This window comes from Streptomyces pyxinae, from assembly GCF_024756275.1.
In the GTDB taxonomy this organism is placed as follows: domain Bacteria; phylum Actinomycetota; class Actinomycetes; order Streptomycetales; family Streptomycetaceae; genus Streptomyces; species Streptomyces pyxinae.
This window is the reverse complement of the sequence record NZ_JANUGQ010000016.1, coordinates 12,750-28,187: the sequence shown is the minus strand read 5'-3', so window position 1 is coordinate 28,187 and position 15,438 is coordinate 12,750. Positions and strand designations below refer to the sequence as shown.

The window sequence follows — 15,438 nt, the reverse complement described above, 5'->3', positions numbered from 1 at the left end:
CCATGCATTGGACGCATGAAATCCCACCGGCCTACGGTCGTCCCATGCCTCCCGCCGATATCAAGGCGTCCACCGCACCCGTGGACGCCGATACGCGCCTCGCCCCCGGACGACCCGGCCACCGCCGGATGAGCTTCGCCCTCTTCGCCGCCGGAGTGGCCGCCTTCGCCCTCCTCTACTCGACCCAGGCCCTGCTGCCGGCCATCTCCGCCGGTCTCGGCGTGACCGCCTCCGCCGCCAGCTGGACCGTCTCCGGCGCCACCGGCGCGCTCGCCGTCTGCGTACTGCCGCTGAGCGCCCTCTCCGAACGCTTCGGCCGCCGCACCATGATGACCGCCTCGCTCGCGGTCGCCGTCGCGGTCGGACTGCTCGTCCCGTTCGCGCCGAACCTGGAGTGGCTGATCGCGCTGCGCGCCGTGCAGGGCGCCGCGCTCGCCGGGCTGCCCGCCTCCGCGATGGCGTACCTGGCGGAGGAGGTACGGCCGCAGGCGCTGATCGCCACGATCGGACTCTTCGTGGCGGGCAACAGCATCGGCGGGATGAGCGGCCGGATCGTCACCGGCTGGGCGGCCCAGCTCTGGGGCTGGCGCGCGGCGCTGGCCGCCGTGGGGCTGCTCTCGCTGGTCTGCGCGGTGGTCTTCCGGCTGCTGCTGCCGAGGGCCCGGCACTTCACCCCCGGCACGCTCAACCCGCGCGCGCTGGCCCGGACCGTGCGGACGCACCTCGCCGACCCGCTGCTGGGACGGCTGTACGGAATCGGCGCGCTGTTCATGACGGTGTTCGGCGCGGTGTACACGGTGATCGGCTATCGGCTGGTGGAGGAACCTTTCTCCCTGCCGCAGGGACTGATCGGCTCGATCTTCCTGGTCTACCTGGTGGGCACGGTCTCCTCGGCGGCGGCCGGCCGGCTGGTGGGCCGGGTCGGCCGGCGCGGAGCGCTCTATCTGGCGGGCGCCACCACCACCGCCGGGCTGCTGCTCTCGCTGGCGGACACGCTCGGCGCCGTACTGCTGGGCCTGGTGCTGATCACCGCCGGCTTCTTCGCCGGGCACGCGGTCGCCTCGTCCTCGGTGAGCCGCACCGCGAAGACCGGCCGGGCCCAGGCGTCGGCGCTCTACCAGTCGGCGTACTACCTGGGCAGCAGCGCGGGCGGCACGCTCGGCGCGATGGCCTTCCACGCCGCCGGGTGGACCGGGACCGTGCTGCTCGGACTGCTCGCCGTCGCCGGGGTCGCGGGGATCACCCTGTACGGCACCCACAGCGCCCGCACCGCCGAGCGCCGGCTGCTGCTCGCCTCCGCCGCCCGCCACTGACCGGCGGCGAGCGAATACTGGCGGCGAATGCCCGATAAATGATCAACAAGTGATCATTTACGGCCCTGTGTCCCAATCGACAGGTAAAACGACATCCCGAAGTACAACCCCGCCCCCACTCTGTACGTCCTACGGGCTGAGCGGTCGCCTTTCCGTCCGCTCGGCGCTCGCACCGCCCGCGACGGCGGTGATTACGCCGCCATGGCATCGATCTCACAGGGGAGTGGGGAACACATGGGAGGGATCCGCAGGCGTGCCGGGGTCGGCCTCGGCATCGTCGGCATGGTCGTACCGCTGAGTGTCGCCCTGGGCGCGGCACCGGCGCAGGCGGCGTCGTCCTGTACGGCGTCGGCGGGGCCGTACCAGAAGCAGGTGGAGAAGTTCCTCGGCCGGCCGGTGGACGGCAAGCAGTCGACCGCCGACTGCAAGGCGATCCAGGGCTTCCAGAAGACCCATGGCATCACCCCGTCCGCCGGGTACGCCGGGACGCTGACCTGGCAGACGATGAATACGATGATCGCCCAGAAGGCGGCCGGGAAGACCCCCAACAAGGCGGGGAAGTGCCCGGTGAACAAGGGCCGGATCGCCTGTGTCGACCTGACCCGCCAGCTGAGCTGGATCCAGGACGGGTCGAAGCTGGTCTACGGCCCGGTGCCGGTGCGCACCGGGCGGGACGGCTCGGAGACCCGCACCGGTCTGAACAAGGTCTACCACCGGAACATCAAGCACTGGTCCACGCTCTACAAGGTGTGGATGCCGTACGCGCAGTTCTTCGACGGCGGCCAGGCCTTCCACTCGGTCGAGAAGTCCATGTGGAACCCGCCGGGCTCGCGCGGCTGCGTCAATATGCGGCCCGCCGACGCCAAGGCGTACTGGAACAAGCTGAAGAACGGCGACGACGTGTTCGTGTACGGCCGGAAGCCCGGCACCTGAGCCGCCTCCCGGGCCGGGCATCCGGCGGAGCGGCCGGGCCGGTGACGGCCGGGGGCCGGAGTCGAAGGCCGGGGGCCGGGGGCCGGGGCGCCAGTGCGGCGCCCCGGCCCCCGGCCCTTTTCGTCGTACGGGTTCGCCGTACGGGTTCGTCGTACGGGCATGTCCGCCGGGTACGGACATGCCTGCCGCCGGGTCCCGGGTCCCGGGGCTCGCCGCACCCCGGGCCCGGTCCCGGCCCGGTCCGGCCGCCGTCCGGAAACGGTGAACGACGGGCGGGGTGTCAGTGGCCTCGGGTAGCGTCCGAAGGAGAACGTGCGCGACGCGCGCGTCCCACGCGACTGGGGTGGACGTGATGGCCGATGTGGCGGTGCCGGACCTCGATTCCCGGCTGGAGGAGTACCGGACCGAGCTGACCGGCTACTGCTACCGCATGCTGGGCTCGGCGTTCGAGGCGGAGGACGCCGTCCAGGACACCATGGTGCGGGCCTGGCGGAGCCTGGACCGGTTCGAGGGCCGCTCCTCGCTGCGGTCCTGGCTCTACCGGATCGCCACCAATGTCTGTCTGGACGCGCTCAGCGCGGGCAACCGCCGGGCCCGGCCGATGGACCTGTCCGCCCCGACCCCGGTCGCCCAGGCCCAGCTGACCACCCGGCCCGAGGTGACCTGGCTGGAGCCGGTGCCGGACGGGCGGGTGCTGCCCTCGGTGGCCGACCCGGCGGAGACGGCGGTCGCCCGGGAGTCGGTGCGGCTGGCGTTCGTCGCCGCGCTCCAGCATCTGCCGCCCAAGCAGCGGGCGGTGCTCATTCTGCGCGAGGTCCTGGCCTGGCGGGCGAGCGAGGTGGCCGAGCTGCTGGACACCACGGTCGCCTCGGTGAACAGCGCCCTTCAGCGGGCCCGGGCCACCCTGGCCGAGCAGGACCCGGCGAAGACCGACGCGGCCGACCCGCTGGACGAGGAGCAGCGCAAGCTGCTTGAGCGGTATGTGGCCGCGTTCGAGGGGTACGACATGGCGGCGCTCACCGCCCTGCTCCACGAGGACGCCACCCTCTCCATGCCGCCCTACGACCTCTGGCTGCGCGGCCACGAGGACATCGTGGGCTGGCTGCTGGGCGTCGGCTCGGTCTGCCGGGGCTCGCGGCTGGTGGCGACGGTGGCCAACGGCACCCCGGCCTTCGCGCACTACCACCCGGACCCGGCGGGCGGGTTCGCCCCCTGGGCGCTGATGACCATCGAAATCACGGCCGGCAAGGTCTGCGGGATCACGTCGTTCCTGGACGTCAAGCGCTGGTTCCCGCTGTTCGGCCTCCCGGAGCGGCTGGAGGGCTGAGCGGGTCCGGGGGCCGGACGCCCCGCCGCCCCGGCCGCTCCGGCCCCGGCTGTTCCGGCTCAGGCTGCCCCGGCTCCGCGAACCGGTCGGCCAGCCCGGCCAGTGCCAGCAGCGCCCGCAGCTCGGGCCCGGCTCCCCGGACCACCAGCCGGTGCCCGCGCCGCCCGGCGGTGAGCGCGAGCCGGGCCACGGCGTCCACGGCGGCGAGCCCCGGCGCGACCAGGCCGCTCAGGTCGCAGACCACCTCGCCGCCGGCCGCCACCCCGTCGAGCCACCGGCCCAGCCGGGCGCACAGCACGGGCACGTCGGCCGGTCCGAGCCGGCCAACGACGAACGCTTCGGATCCCGGGGCAGCCACCACACGACGACAGACCGACGGGGCGCCCGGAATTCATCGGGTCAAGAGCGCATCGCGATGCATCAGGTGGGAAATTGCCCTGTGTCGATGGTCAGCGAAAAGGGCTCAGGCAGGGTGATCGGGTCGCCGAACTTGCCCGTCTCCAGGACTTGGTAGAGCCCGCCCTTGGGTTGCCCATACAGGGTCACAGTGGGACCGCTCCGGGCGTGAGCGTCGATCAGCAGATACAGCGGCACCCCGGATCGCGCGTAGCCGGACGCTTTCTCAACCCGGTCCTGCTTGGCGTTGGACGGCGATGTGACCTCGACAACCAGTTCAGCGACTGACGCGGGGGCGTAGTCCTCTCCGTCCTCTCCGGCTCCCTCCAGTGCGGCATCCGGGATGACGATCAGATCTGGAATGTAGTAGCCGCCCCGCGCTACCACTGCGATGCCGACCGTCTGGTGAAGATCCCACCCCTCTTTAAGGAGGGGAACAAGGTACCGGTTCATGCAGGCAACGATTCGGGCGTGGTTGTAGGCGGGCGGTGGTGCCACGGTGATGATCCCCTCGATGATCTCCACCTTGCAGCCCTCGGGCCAGTCCGTCTCCTCCCAGAGCCGGACGAGGTCGTCCCACTCCTGGCCGCTGGCCGAGTGATCGACGGTGAGTGCGCTCATGGCGGTCTCCTCTATCGGTACGGCACCGATCCCAGCATGCCGAACGGGACCGGTGGCGGTCCACCGGTCCCGTTCACCCGAAAGAGGGGAGAGGAGCCGCTACAGCGGAAATCCGCAGGTCAGGCGATACGTTCCAGCACCACGGGGCGGGTCTCGGCGGCGGTGCCGGCCGGGGCCACGTCGTAGGCGCCCTCCAGGGACTTCAGGGCGTAGTCGAACTTCTCCGGGGTGTCCGTGTGCAGCGTCAGCAGCGGCTGGCCGGCCGTCACGGTGTCGCCCGGCTTGGCGTGCAGTTCCACACCGGCGCCGGCCTGCACCGGGTCCTCCTTGCGGGCGCGGCCGGCGCCGAGGCGCCAGGCGGCGACGCCGACGCCGTACGCGTCCAGCCGGGTGAGCACGCCCGAGGCGGGCGCGGTGACGACGTGCTGCTCCCGGGCGACCGGCAGCGTGGCGTCCGGGTCACCGCCCTGGGCGGCGATCATCCGGCGCCAGACGTCCATGGCGGAGCCGTCGGCCAGGGCCTTGGCCGGGTCGGCGTCCTTGAGCCCGGCCGCGTCCAGCATCTCGCGGGCCAGCGCCAGGGTCAGCTCGACCACGTCCGCCGGGCCGCCGCCCGCCAGCACCTCGACGGACTCCCGGACCTCCAGGGCGTTGCCCGCGGTGAGGCCCAGCGGGGTGGCCATGTCGGTGAGCAGGGCGACCGTCTTCACGCCGCTGTCGGTGCCGAGTGCCACCATGGTGGAGGCCAGCTCGCGGGCGTCCTCGATGGTCTTCATGAAGGCGCCGGAGCCGACCTTGACGTCCAGCACCAGGGAGCCGGTGCCCTCCGCGATCTTCTTGGACATGATCGAGCTGGCGATCAGCGGGATGGCCTCGACCGTGCCGGTGACGTCCCGGAGGGCGTACAGCTTCTTGTCGGCGGGGGCCAGTCCGTCGCCGGCCGCGCAGATGACGGCGCCGGTGGTGTCGAGGACGTTCAGCATCTCCTCGTTGGAGAGCAGGGCCCGCCAGCCGGGGATGGACTCCAGCTTGTCCAGGGTGCCGCCGGTGTGGCCGAGGCCCCGGCCGGAGAGCTGCGGGACGGCGGCACCGCAGGCGGCGACGAGCGGGGCGAGCGGCAGGGTGATCTTGTCGCCGACGCCACCGGTGGAGTGCTTGTCGGCGGTCGGCCGGGAGAGCGAGGAGAAGTCCATCCGCTCGCCCGAGGCGATCATGGCGGCGGTCCAGCGGGCGATCTCGGTGCGGTTCATGCCGTTGAGCAGGATCGCCATGGCCAGCGCGGACATCTGCTCGTCGGCCACCTCACCGCGGGTGTAGGCGTCGATGATCCAGTCGATCTGCTCGGGGCTCAGCTCGCCCCGGTCCCGCTTGGTGCGGATGACGGAAATCGCGTCCATGGCTCGGTGGTTCCTTCCAGCGGGTGGGACTCGGGTGGGGCTCGGTGGAGCCCCCGGGGGGCTCCGGGGTGGAGCTCGGAGGTCGCGCGTCGCGGGTGCCTCGGTGTGCGCGGACGACACCTGCTGGTACGTCCGGACGACACCCGGTGAGGCACTCACGGCGTCCACGAGGGGACTCTACGCGCATAGAGAGTCGGGGGGAACGGGAGCGTGACGACCCTTCCGCGAGGGGAGCGGAAGGGTCGTCACGCCGCCCGGCCGGGGTCAGCCGCCCGGCCGGGGTCAGCCGCCCGGCCGGGGTCAGGCATCCGGCCGGGGTCGGGCATCCGGCCGGGGTCAGGCGAGGTGCTCGGGACCGAACGCCTGGGGGAACATCTCGGCGAGGGTGATCACACCGGCCGGGGTCTCCAGGAGGAGCCCGTCGCCGCCGAACTCGTACAGCAGTTGCCGGCACCGGCCGCAGGGGACCAGGACCTGGCCCTTGCCGTCCACGCACACGAAGTGGGTGAGCCGGCCGCCGCCGGTGGCCTGGAGCTGGGAGACCAGCCCGCACTCGGCGCAGAGCCCGAGGCCGTACGAGGCGTTCTCGACGTTGCAGCCGGTGACCGTGCGGCCGTCGTCGGCCACGGCTGCCGCGCCGACCGGGTAGCCCGAGTACGGGGCGTACGCGTGGGACATGGCGTCCCGCGCGGCCGACCGGAGGGCCGCCCAGTCGAAGGCGGCGGCGACGGCGGGCGGGGTCACTTGCCCTGGCCCTTCTTGTACGGCAGGCCGTCGGCCTTGGGCATCCGCAGCCGCTGCGCGGAGAGCGCCAGCACCAGCAGGGTGGTGACATACGGCGCGGCGTCCACGAACTGGCTGGGCAGCGCGTCGGTCATGGCGTACCAGACGAAGAGCAGCGCGGCGACGGCGGCGGAGACCACCGCGGCGACGTACCGCTTCTTGTACAGGTGCCAGGCGACCAGCAGCACCAGCAGCAGGGCGACCAGCAGCAGCATGGCGTGGACGTTCTCCGCGCCACCGCGCAGCTTCAGGCCGTCGGTGAAGCCGAAGAGACCGGCGCCGAGCGCCATCCCGCCGGGCATCCAGTTGCCGAAGATCATCGCGGCGAGGCCGATGTAGCCCCGGCCGCCGGTCTGGCCCTCCTGGTAGATGCCGGTGGAGACGATGGCGAGGAAGGCACCGGCGAGACCGGCGAGACCACCGGAGATCACCACGGCGATGTACTTGTACTTGTAGACGTTGACACCCAGCGACTCGGCCGCGACCGGGTTCTCGCCGCAGGAGCGCAGTCGCAGGCCGAAGGCGGTCCGCCAGAGGACCCACCAGGTGCCGGGGACCAGCAGGATCGCCACCACGGTGAGCAGCGACAGGTGGGTGACCAGGCCGCCGAGGACGCCCGCCAGGTCGGAGACGAAGAACCAGTGTCTGGCCTGGAGGTCCGCCAGTCCGCCGGAGAGTCCGGGCACGGTGATGTCGGTGATCTGGTCGATCCGCGGGGACTGCCGGGAGGAGCCGCCCTCCGCCTTGTCGAAGGTGAAGTTCGACAGGTAGCGGGTGACGCCGACGGCCAGGATGTTGATCGCCACACCGGAGACGATGTGGTTCACGTTGAAGGTGACCGTGATGACCGCGTGCAGCAGGCCGCCGAGGGCGCCGCCGATGATGCCCAGCAGCACACCGGCCCACGGGCCCCACTGATAGCCGGCCCAGGCACCGAACCAGGTGCCGAGGATCATCATGCCCTCAAGGCCGATGTTGACCACGCCGGCCCGCTCGGCCCAGAGGCCGCCGAGCCCGGCGAGGCCGATCGGCACGGCGAGCTGGAGGGCGCCGGAGACCTGGCCGACCGAGGTCAGGTCGTTGGCGCCGCTGATCACCCGGACCAGCGAGAACAGCGCCAGGCCGCCCGCGACGATCAGCAGGATGACGGGCAGCGACAGCTTCTGGCGCCCGCCGCCCTTGACGGGGGCGGTACTCGTCATCGAGACGGTGCTCGTGGACTCGCTCATGCCGCCACTTCCTCCTTGTTCTTACGGGCCTGGGCGGCAAGCTCCTCGCCGACCTTCTGCTGCTGCCGGCGGAGCCCGTACTGGCGGACGAGTTCGTACGAGACGACGACGGAGATCACGATCAGGCCCTGCATGATCGTGGCGATCTCCTTCTCGTAGCCGTACTGGTCCAGCGAGGCGGACGTCTTCTCCAGGAAGGAGATCAGCAGGGCGGCGAAGAAGATGCCGACCGGGTTGTTGCGGCCCAGCAGGGCGATGGTGATGCCCGTGAAGCCGACGCCGACCGGGAAGCTGAGGCTGTACGTGTGGGTCTGGCCGAGCAGCAGCGGCATGCCGGAGAGGCCGGCCACCGCGCCGGAGATCAGCATGGCGGTGAGCACCATCCTCTTGGCGTCCACGCCGCTCGCCTGGGCGGCCGACTCGCTCTCGCCGGTGGCGCGCAGGTCGAAGCCGAAGCGGGTGCGGTTGAGCACGAACCAGTAGACGACGCCCAGCGCGAAGGCGATCAGGGTGAAGCCGTAGATGGAGCCGCCCTCGACGTCCAGGCCGGGCATCCAGCCGGACTCGGCGATCTCACCGGTGGTGAGGTCGTTGGAGCCGGCAGGCTGCACACCGAGGTTGGCGGGCAGGATCAGCCAGGCGATCAGGCTGGTCGCGATGGAGTTGAGCATGATCGTGGAGACGACCTCGCTGACGCCGCGGGTCGTCTTCAGGAAGCCGGCGATGCCGGACCAGAGGGCGCCGACCAGCATGGCGACGAGCACGATCAGCAGGATGTGCAGCGGCCCCGGCAGCTCGATCGAGGCGCCGACGACGGCGGCGAGCATCGCCGCGAGGCGGTACTGGCCGTCCACACCGATGTTGAACAGGTTCATCCGGAACCCGATGGCGACGGCGAGCGCGGCGAGGTAGTACGTACCGGTCTGGTTGAGGATCAGTACCTGTACGTCGGTGAACTCGGCGTTCTCGAACATCAGGGTGTACGGCTCCACCGGGTCGCGCCCGGAGAGCAGCAGCACCACCGAGGTGAGCAGGAACGCCACCACCAGCGCGAGCGCCGGGCCGGCCAGGCCCAGCAGGAGCCGGTCCTTGTCGAATTTCTTCATCGGCTCTCACCGTTCTCGGGCCGCGCGGACTGCTCGGGCCGCGCGGAGTGCTCTGTCGGGGCGGACTCGCCGGTACCGGCGGACGCGTCGGACTCTCCGGTCCCGCCGGGCGCGTCGGTCCCGGCGGGCGCCGTGGCCTGCTGGTCCGCGGCGGTCTTGGCGGCGGCCAGCTCCTCGGGGGTGGCCTCCAGGTGGCCGGTGGCGGCGCCGGTCATGGCGGAGCCCAGCTCCTCGGGGGTGATGGTCGCGGGGTCGGCGTCCGCGACCAGCCTGCCCCGGTACATCACCCGCAGGGTGTCGGAGAGGCCGATGAGCTCGTCCAGGTCGGCCGAGATCAGCAGCACGGCCAGGCCCTCGCGGCGGGCCTCCCGGATCTGGTCCCAGATCTGGGCCTGCGCGCCGACGTCCACACCACGGGTCGGGTGGGCGGCGATCAGCAGCTTGGGCGCGTGGCTCATCTCCCGGCCGACGATCAGTTTCTGCTGGTTGCCGCCGGAGAGGGAGGCGGCGGTGACGTCGATGCCCGGGGTGCGCACGTCGTACTCGCGCACGATCCGCTCGGTGTCGCGGCGGGCCGCCTTCGGGTCGAGCAGGCCCTTCTTGCTGTTCGGGGCCTGGGTGACATGGCCGAGGATACGGTTCTCCCAGAGCGGCGCCTCCAGCAGCAGGCCGTGCCGGTGCCGGTCCTCGGGGATGTAGCCGAGGCCGCCCTCGCGGCGCTTGCGGGTGGGCAGGTGCGAGATGTCGGCGCCGTCCAGGCTGATGACACCGCCGTCCGGGTCCCGCATGCCCATCAGGGCCTCGATCAGCTCGGTCTGGCCGTTGCCCTCCACACCGGCGATGCCCATGACCTCACCCTTGTGGATGGTGAAGTCGATGCCCGCCAGCACCTCGCGGACCACGCCGTCCGGATCGACCGCGTTCAGCTGGAGCCCGGCGACCTGGAGCATCGGCACCCCGGTGACGGTCGACTCGCGGGTCTCCGGCGACGGCAGCTCGCTGCCGACCATCAGCTCGGCCAGCTGCTTGGGCGTGGTGGTGCGCGGGTCGGCGGTGCCGACGGTGGTGCCCCGGCGGATGACGGTGATGTCGTCCGCGACCGAGAGCACCTCGCCCAGCTTGTGCGAGATGAAGATGACGGTGAGGCCCTCGGCCTTGAGCTCCCGCAGGTTGTCGAAGAGCGCGTCGACCTCCTGCGGCACCAGCACCGCGGTCGGCTCGTCGAGGATCAGGGTGCGGGCGCCGCGGTAGAGGACCTTGAGGATCTCCACCCGCTGGCGGTCCGCCACACCGAGCTGCTCGACCAGCGCGTCCGGCCGGACTCCGAGGCCGTACGCCTCCGAGATCTCCAGGATGCGCTTGCGGGCGCGGGAGCCGATGCCGTGCAGCTTCTCGCCGCCGAGGACGACGTTCTCCAGCACGGTGAGGTTGTCGGCCAGCATGAAGTGCTGGTGGACCATGCCGATGCCGGTGGCGATGGCGTCGGCCGGGCTGGCGAAGGTGACCTGGGTGCCGTCGACGGTGATGGTGCCCTCGTCCGGCTTCTGCATGCCGTAGAGGATCTTCATCAGGGTCGACTTGCCGGCCCCGTTCTCGCCGACCAGGGCGTGGACGGTGCCCTTGCGGACGGTGATGTCGATGTCGTGGTTGGCGACGACACCGGGGAAGCGCTTGGTGATGCCGCGCAGTTCTACGGCTGCAGCCGGCGGCGTTGACGGACTGGACGCGTTGATGACGCACTCTCCTTGGCGGGAAGGGAGCGGAAGAACCGGGAAGGGCGGGGGACGGGGTGGGGCGGGCCGGGCGGAGGTGACGGAAGGGACGGGAGGGTGAACGGAGCGGGGCAGACGGGTGGTGCGGGCTGTTCGGGCAGGCGGTGGAGCGAAGTTATCGCGTCACGGGAAGCGCTACGCGCGTAGCGCCGGAGAATGCCGAAAACCCTTGGCCAGAGCCCTGCGCCGAGAATACGGGCCAGGGCCCGCACCGGGCCCCGGGCGGTCCGGCCGGCGGCCGGCACGGCCCGTCGGGTCCGTGCCGGGCGGGGCCGGGTCGTCACCCGCGCGGCCGGTCGTTCGCGGTGTTGGTGCGGTACGCGACGCACGCACGCATGCATGCACATGCGCGTACGCGATCGATGCGAGGTACGCGGCGGAGCCGGAGCGGCCGGCCCTGCCGGGGCCACCGGGCGAGCGGCCGGTCCGGGGCCGGACCTGGCGACGGGCTCCCGTGCGGGCCCTCTCGGGGCCCGGGCACGGAAGCCGACGCCGCTGCTCTCGCCCCTCGACACGGCTCACGCTCGGCCGCCCACCGCTCGACCGCTCGACCACTCAGCGATCAGCGATCAGCGATCAGCGATCAGCGATCAGCGATTGAACCGATCGCTCGGGCCGGTCACCGGAGAAACCGGAGGACCGGCCCACCGCCTCACGGGGTGGCCTTGACCTTGATCTTGCCGGCGATGATGTCGGCCTTGGCCTTGTCCACCGCGGTCGTCACGGCGGTCAGCTTGCCGTAGGCCGGGTTCGAGGTGGAGAGGCCCACCCCGTCCTTGTCGAGGCCGTAACGGACCTCACCGGACTGCGGCTTGCCGTCCTTGACCGACTTGATCAGGTTGAAGACGGAGTCGGAGACGTCCTTGGTCACCGAGGTGAGGATGTACTCCTTGTACGGCGCCAGGCCCTTCTGGGCGTACTGGTCGGAGTCGACGCCGATCGCCCACTTCTTCGCCTTGGCGGTGGCCTCGATCGCACCGGTGCCGGCCAGACCGGCGGCGGAGTAGATCACGTCGGCGCCGGCGTCCAGCTGGCCCTGCGCGGCGGCCTTGCCGAGGTCGGGCTTGGAGAAGCCACCGAAGTCCGGCGGCTGGGTCAGGTACTGGACCTTGATGTTGACGTTCTTGTTGGTGTCCTTGACGCCCTGGACGAAGCCCGCCTCGAACTTCTTGATCAGCGGGGTCTCCACACCGCCGATGAAGCCCACGGTGTTGGACTTGGTGACCTTGGCGGCGGCGACACCGGCCAGGTAGGAGCCTTGCTCCTCGTTGAAGACCAGGTTGGCGATGTTCTTGCCGGTCTTCGAGGTGTCGTCGATCAGACCGAAGGTGGTCTTCGGGTACTTGGGCGCGACCTCCGCGATGGCGGAGGCGTAGACGAAACCGACGCCGATCACCGGGTTGTTGCCGGCGCGGGCCAGCTCGGTGAGGCGCTGGACCTTGTCCGGGTCGCCCTCGCCCTCGCTGGGCTCCGCCTCGGCGGGCTTGACGCCCAGGTCCTTCTCGGCCTTCTGGAGACCGGCGAAGGCGGCGTCGTTGAACGACTGGTCACCGCGGCCGCCGACGTCGTAGGCCAGCGCGGCCTTCGGGTTCTTGCTGTCGGACGCGGCGTCCGACGAAGACTTTCCGCCACACGCGGTGACGCTCAGCGCAAGCGCCGCGGACGCGACACCCACGGTGGTGATCCTGGTGATCCGGCGCAAGGGAGGCTCCTTCGACCTGACCGAAGCGCCTCTGTCCGGCGCTGGTTTCGCGGCGATCGTAACGCGCGTAGATGTGAGTTAAAGCCCTGTTCATGAAGCGTTACCGGATCGTCGTCAGAGCCGGTCCGACCGCTCCACGTACGGGGACACTCTACTCAAAGAGGTCATATTGTGGGAGAGGCCTTTACCCAGCCGAGCACCTCGCCACACCACGGTTTTGCGCCATTACGGGCGGTGACGCGAGCGCGCGTCACCGCCCGTAAGGGAAGAGGCGGACACCAGGGATTTCAGAGCCCTCTGCCCCCTGCCCGGCACCTGGCACCCGGGCACTCGATGCCCAGCGCCCGATGCCCGGCTGCCGGCAGCCGGCAGCCGGCAGCCCATGGCTCCGGTGTCAGAGGCGGTCGGAGACCTCCTGGCGGTCCTGGCGAGGGGGCAGGGCGTCGATCAGCGCGGCGGCGGTGAACAGCTCCACACCCACCTGGATCGCGGACTCGTCCACGTCGAAGTCGCCCCGGTGCAGATCGTGCTGGGCCGGGTCGCCGGGGCGGCGGACGCCGAGCCGGGCCATCGCGCCCGGGACGTGCTCCAGGTACCAGGAGAAGTCCTCACCGCCCAGGCTCTGTTCGGTGTCCTCGACGGAGTACACGCCCCGGCGGGCGGCCATCGCGTCCCGGAGCAGGCCGGCGACCGTCCCGTCGTTGACGACCGGCGGCACACCCCGGACGTACTCGATCTGCGTCTTGGCGCCGTGCAGCGCGGCCACCTCGTCGATCGCCGCGTACACCTGGTCGGGGGCGTCCCGCCAGGCGTTGATGTCCAGGCAGCGGACGGTACCGCCCAGCTCGGCGTGCTGGGGGATGACGTTGGGCGCGTGGCCCGCCTCGATCCGGCCCCAGGTGAGCACCAGACCGGAGCGGGCGTCGATCCGCCGGGCCAGCAGCGCGGGGGCGTCGGCCGCCACCCGGGCGACGGCGGTGACCAGGTCGGTGGTGAGATGCGGGCGGGCGGTGTGGCCGCCGGGCCCGTCCAGGCTGACCTCCAGCCGGTCGCAGGCGGAGGTGATCGGCCCGGTGCGCAGCCCGATCCGGCCCGCGTCCACCCGGGGGTCGCAGTGCAAGGCGATGATCTTGCCGACGCCCTCCAGCACTCCGGCCTCTACCGCGTCCACCGCGCCGCCCGGCAGCACCTCCTCGGCGGGCTGGAAGATCAGCCGGACCGCGTGGGGCAGCAGCCCCTCGCGGTCCAGCTCGGCCAGGACCAGACCGGCGCCGAGCGCCACGGTGGTGTGGACGTCGTGGCCGCAGGCGTGCGCCCGGTCGGGCACGGTGGAGCGGTACGGGACCGTCTTGGTGTCCGGGATGGGCAGCGCGTCGATGTCCGCGCGGATCGCCAGCATGGGGCGTACGCCGTCCCAGGTGCCGACGTCGCACATCAGCCCCGTGCCGCCGGGGAGGACACGCGGACAGAGTCCGGCCGCCTCCAGACGGGCCTTGAGCGCGGCGGTGGTGCGGAACTCCTGGTTGCCGAGCTCGGGGTGCATGTGAAGGTCCCGGCGGAACGCGATCAGCTCGGCACGCAAGGGTTCCGAGAGCGTACCGAGGAGGGAACTGTCGCCGGGAACGTCGGTATCTGGGTCGCGGGACATCAACTTGTTCACCCATGACAGGGTAGGCGTGTTCGGGCCCCAACTAACGTGTGATCTACAAAACTTCAGCCCCATAGGGGAAAGAAAACCCTGGACGGCGGGCTTGACGGCCGAACCAGGTGGGTAAGCTCACCCCTTTTCGGCCAGAACTCGACCCTGCTCTTGCCATTTCTGACCATGAGTGTCATCACCCATTGAGCCCCCTCGCCGGAGTCTCCTCGCCGCCCGGTGGGGTGCCGCCGCCGAGCGGGCACCGGGGGTGCCGGGCCCCGTCCCCGGTGCGGGGCCCGGCACCCCCGGGCCGGTCAGACGCCGGTCGTACCGGCTCCGTCGTCGGCGGCATCGGCGGCGCCGGCGGCGGTCCTGGTCACCGGCTCCTGGAACTCGGTGACCCAGCGCGTACGGTCCTCCGGGGTCTCCAGGTACAGCTCACGGGCGAGGCCCACCGAGTGGTAGCCCTCGGCCTCGATCCAGCTCGCCAGCGTCTGCACGGTCGGCAGCATCTCCTCCATCGGGCCCCGGTGCACGATCGTCGCCGCCTGCTCCAGGCCGGGCAGCTCGACGATCTCCAGGCCCGGCACCGTGACCCCCGCCGGGACGGTCATCCCGGCGTGCACCAGGACGGCCCCCTCGCCCTCCGCGGCCGGCGCGGGTTCGTAGTGGGCGAGACCCGGGCCGAACGGGACACCGGCGGCCTCCAGCCGGGCGCACAGCTCCTCGTACAGCGGAGTGATCACCGGGGAGATGTCGGTCGGGGAGAAGCCGGCGGCCACCCCGCTCAGCTGGGCCAGCCGGGCGCCCGGCACGCTCTTGAGCACGACGTCCTGAGTGGACATGTGTCCCTCGCTCTCGATGACACGGAGCCTCGCCGCCACGTGGGCCAGCCGGGCGGACGCCGCCGCGAGCTCGGTCTCCAGCTCGGCCCGGCGCAGCCGCAGCATGCCGCGCAGTTCCTCCGGCCCGAGCCGCTCGTCCAGGATGGTCCGCACCTGGTCGAGCGTGAAGCCGAGTTCCTTGAGCGCGATCACGCGGTTGAGCCGGGCGAGCTGGGCCGCCTCGTAGAAGCGGTAGCCGCTGTACGGGTCGACCCGGGCCGGGCGCAGCAGTCCGATGGCGTCGTAGTGGCGCAGCATCCGGACCGACACACGGCCGTGCCGGGCGAAGTCTCCGATGGTGAACATGACGCCTCCTACGACACGGCCTCACACGGT

13 protein-coding genes are annotated in these 15,438 nt (G+C 71.3%); 3 read left to right on the top strand and 10 right to left on the bottom strand.

All coding sequences use genetic code 11. From position 1 onward, the window contains the following. Nucleotides 1–44: 44 nt before the first annotated feature. From NX801_RS18965 to NX801_RS18955, 3 genes are all read left to right on the top strand, one after another. Complete coding sequence (locus tag NX801_RS18965) at nt 45–1,313, top strand: MFS transporter (protein ID WP_258788961.1); 1,269 nt, start codon at nt 45–47, stop codon at nt 1,311–1,313. A gap of 282 nt (nt 1,314–1,595) precedes the next feature. Then, entirely contained in the window at nt 1,596–2,246 is a 651-nt protein-coding gene (locus tag NX801_RS18960; protein ID WP_258789076.1) for a L,D-transpeptidase family protein, read from the top strand. A 352-nt stretch (nt 2,247–2,598) separates the two neighbouring features. Beyond that, nucleotides 2,599–3,573: a sigma-70 family RNA polymerase sigma factor gene (locus NX801_RS18955; protein WP_258788960.1), complete on the top strand. Its 975-nt coding sequence runs from the start codon at nt 2,599–2,601 to the stop codon at nt 3,571–3,573. On the opposite strand, the gene NX801_RS18950 is transcribed toward NX801_RS18955, so the two are convergent. The 10 genes from NX801_RS18950 to NX801_RS18905 form a co-directional block, all read right to left on the bottom strand. Next, nucleotides 3,524–3,931 (bottom strand): STAS domain-containing protein, encoded by a 408-nt coding sequence (locus NX801_RS18950; RefSeq protein WP_258788959.1) that lies wholly within the window; start codon nt 3,929–3,931, stop codon nt 3,524–3,526. The two genes, NX801_RS18955 and NX801_RS18950, sit on opposite strands and share 50 nt — an antisense overlap. A gap of 62 nt (nt 3,932–3,993) precedes the next feature. Beyond that, nucleotides 3,994–4,590: a Uma2 family endonuclease gene (locus tag NX801_RS18945; protein WP_258788958.1), complete on the bottom strand. Its 597-nt coding sequence runs from the start codon at nt 4,588–4,590 to the stop codon at nt 3,994–3,996. Nucleotides 4,591–4,709: 119 nt separating this feature from the next. Further along, nucleotides 4,710–5,987: a thymidine phosphorylase gene (locus NX801_RS18940; protein WP_258788957.1), complete on the bottom strand. Its 1,278-nt coding sequence runs from the start codon at nt 5,985–5,987 to the stop codon at nt 4,710–4,712. Between the two features lie 336 nt (nt 5,988–6,323). Next, on the bottom strand, nt 6,324–6,731 hold the full coding sequence (locus NX801_RS18935) for a cytidine deaminase (protein ID WP_258788956.1): 408 nt from the start codon (nt 6,729–6,731) through the stop codon (nt 6,324–6,326). Further along, nucleotides 6,728–7,999, bottom strand: coding sequence for an ABC transporter permease (locus NX801_RS18930; RefSeq protein ID WP_258788955.1), 1,272 nt, complete (start codon nt 7,997–7,999; stop codon nt 6,728–6,730). Before NX801_RS18930 ends, NX801_RS18935 begins: the two co-directional genes overlap by 4 nt. After that, nucleotides 7,996–9,105: an ABC transporter permease gene (locus NX801_RS18925; protein WP_258788954.1), complete on the bottom strand. Its 1,110-nt coding sequence runs from the start codon at nt 9,103–9,105 to the stop codon at nt 7,996–7,998. Before NX801_RS18925 ends, NX801_RS18930 begins: the two co-directional genes overlap by 4 nt. After that, nucleotides 9,102–10,838 (bottom strand): ABC transporter ATP-binding protein, encoded by a 1,737-nt coding sequence (locus NX801_RS18920; RefSeq protein ID WP_258789075.1) that lies wholly within the window; start codon nt 10,836–10,838, stop codon nt 9,102–9,104. The genes NX801_RS18925 and NX801_RS18920 overlap by 4 nt, the downstream gene beginning before the upstream one ends. 691 nt (nt 10,839–11,529) lie before the next feature. Continuing rightward, nucleotides 11,530–12,579: a BMP family lipoprotein gene (locus NX801_RS18915; protein WP_258788953.1), complete on the bottom strand. Its 1,050-nt coding sequence runs from the start codon at nt 12,577–12,579 to the stop codon at nt 11,530–11,532. Nucleotides 12,580–12,973: 394 nt separating this feature from the next. Beyond that, nucleotides 12,974–14,227, bottom strand: coding sequence for an amidohydrolase (locus NX801_RS18910; protein ID WP_258789074.1), 1,254 nt, complete (start codon nt 14,225–14,227; stop codon nt 12,974–12,976). Between the two features lie 305 nt (nt 14,228–14,532). Continuing rightward, a complete protein-coding gene (locus NX801_RS18905) occupies nt 14,533–15,408 on the bottom strand; it encodes a MerR family transcriptional regulator (RefSeq protein ID WP_258788952.1) in 876 nt (291 codons plus the stop codon). Between the last annotated feature and the right edge of the window lie 30 nt (nt 15,409–15,438).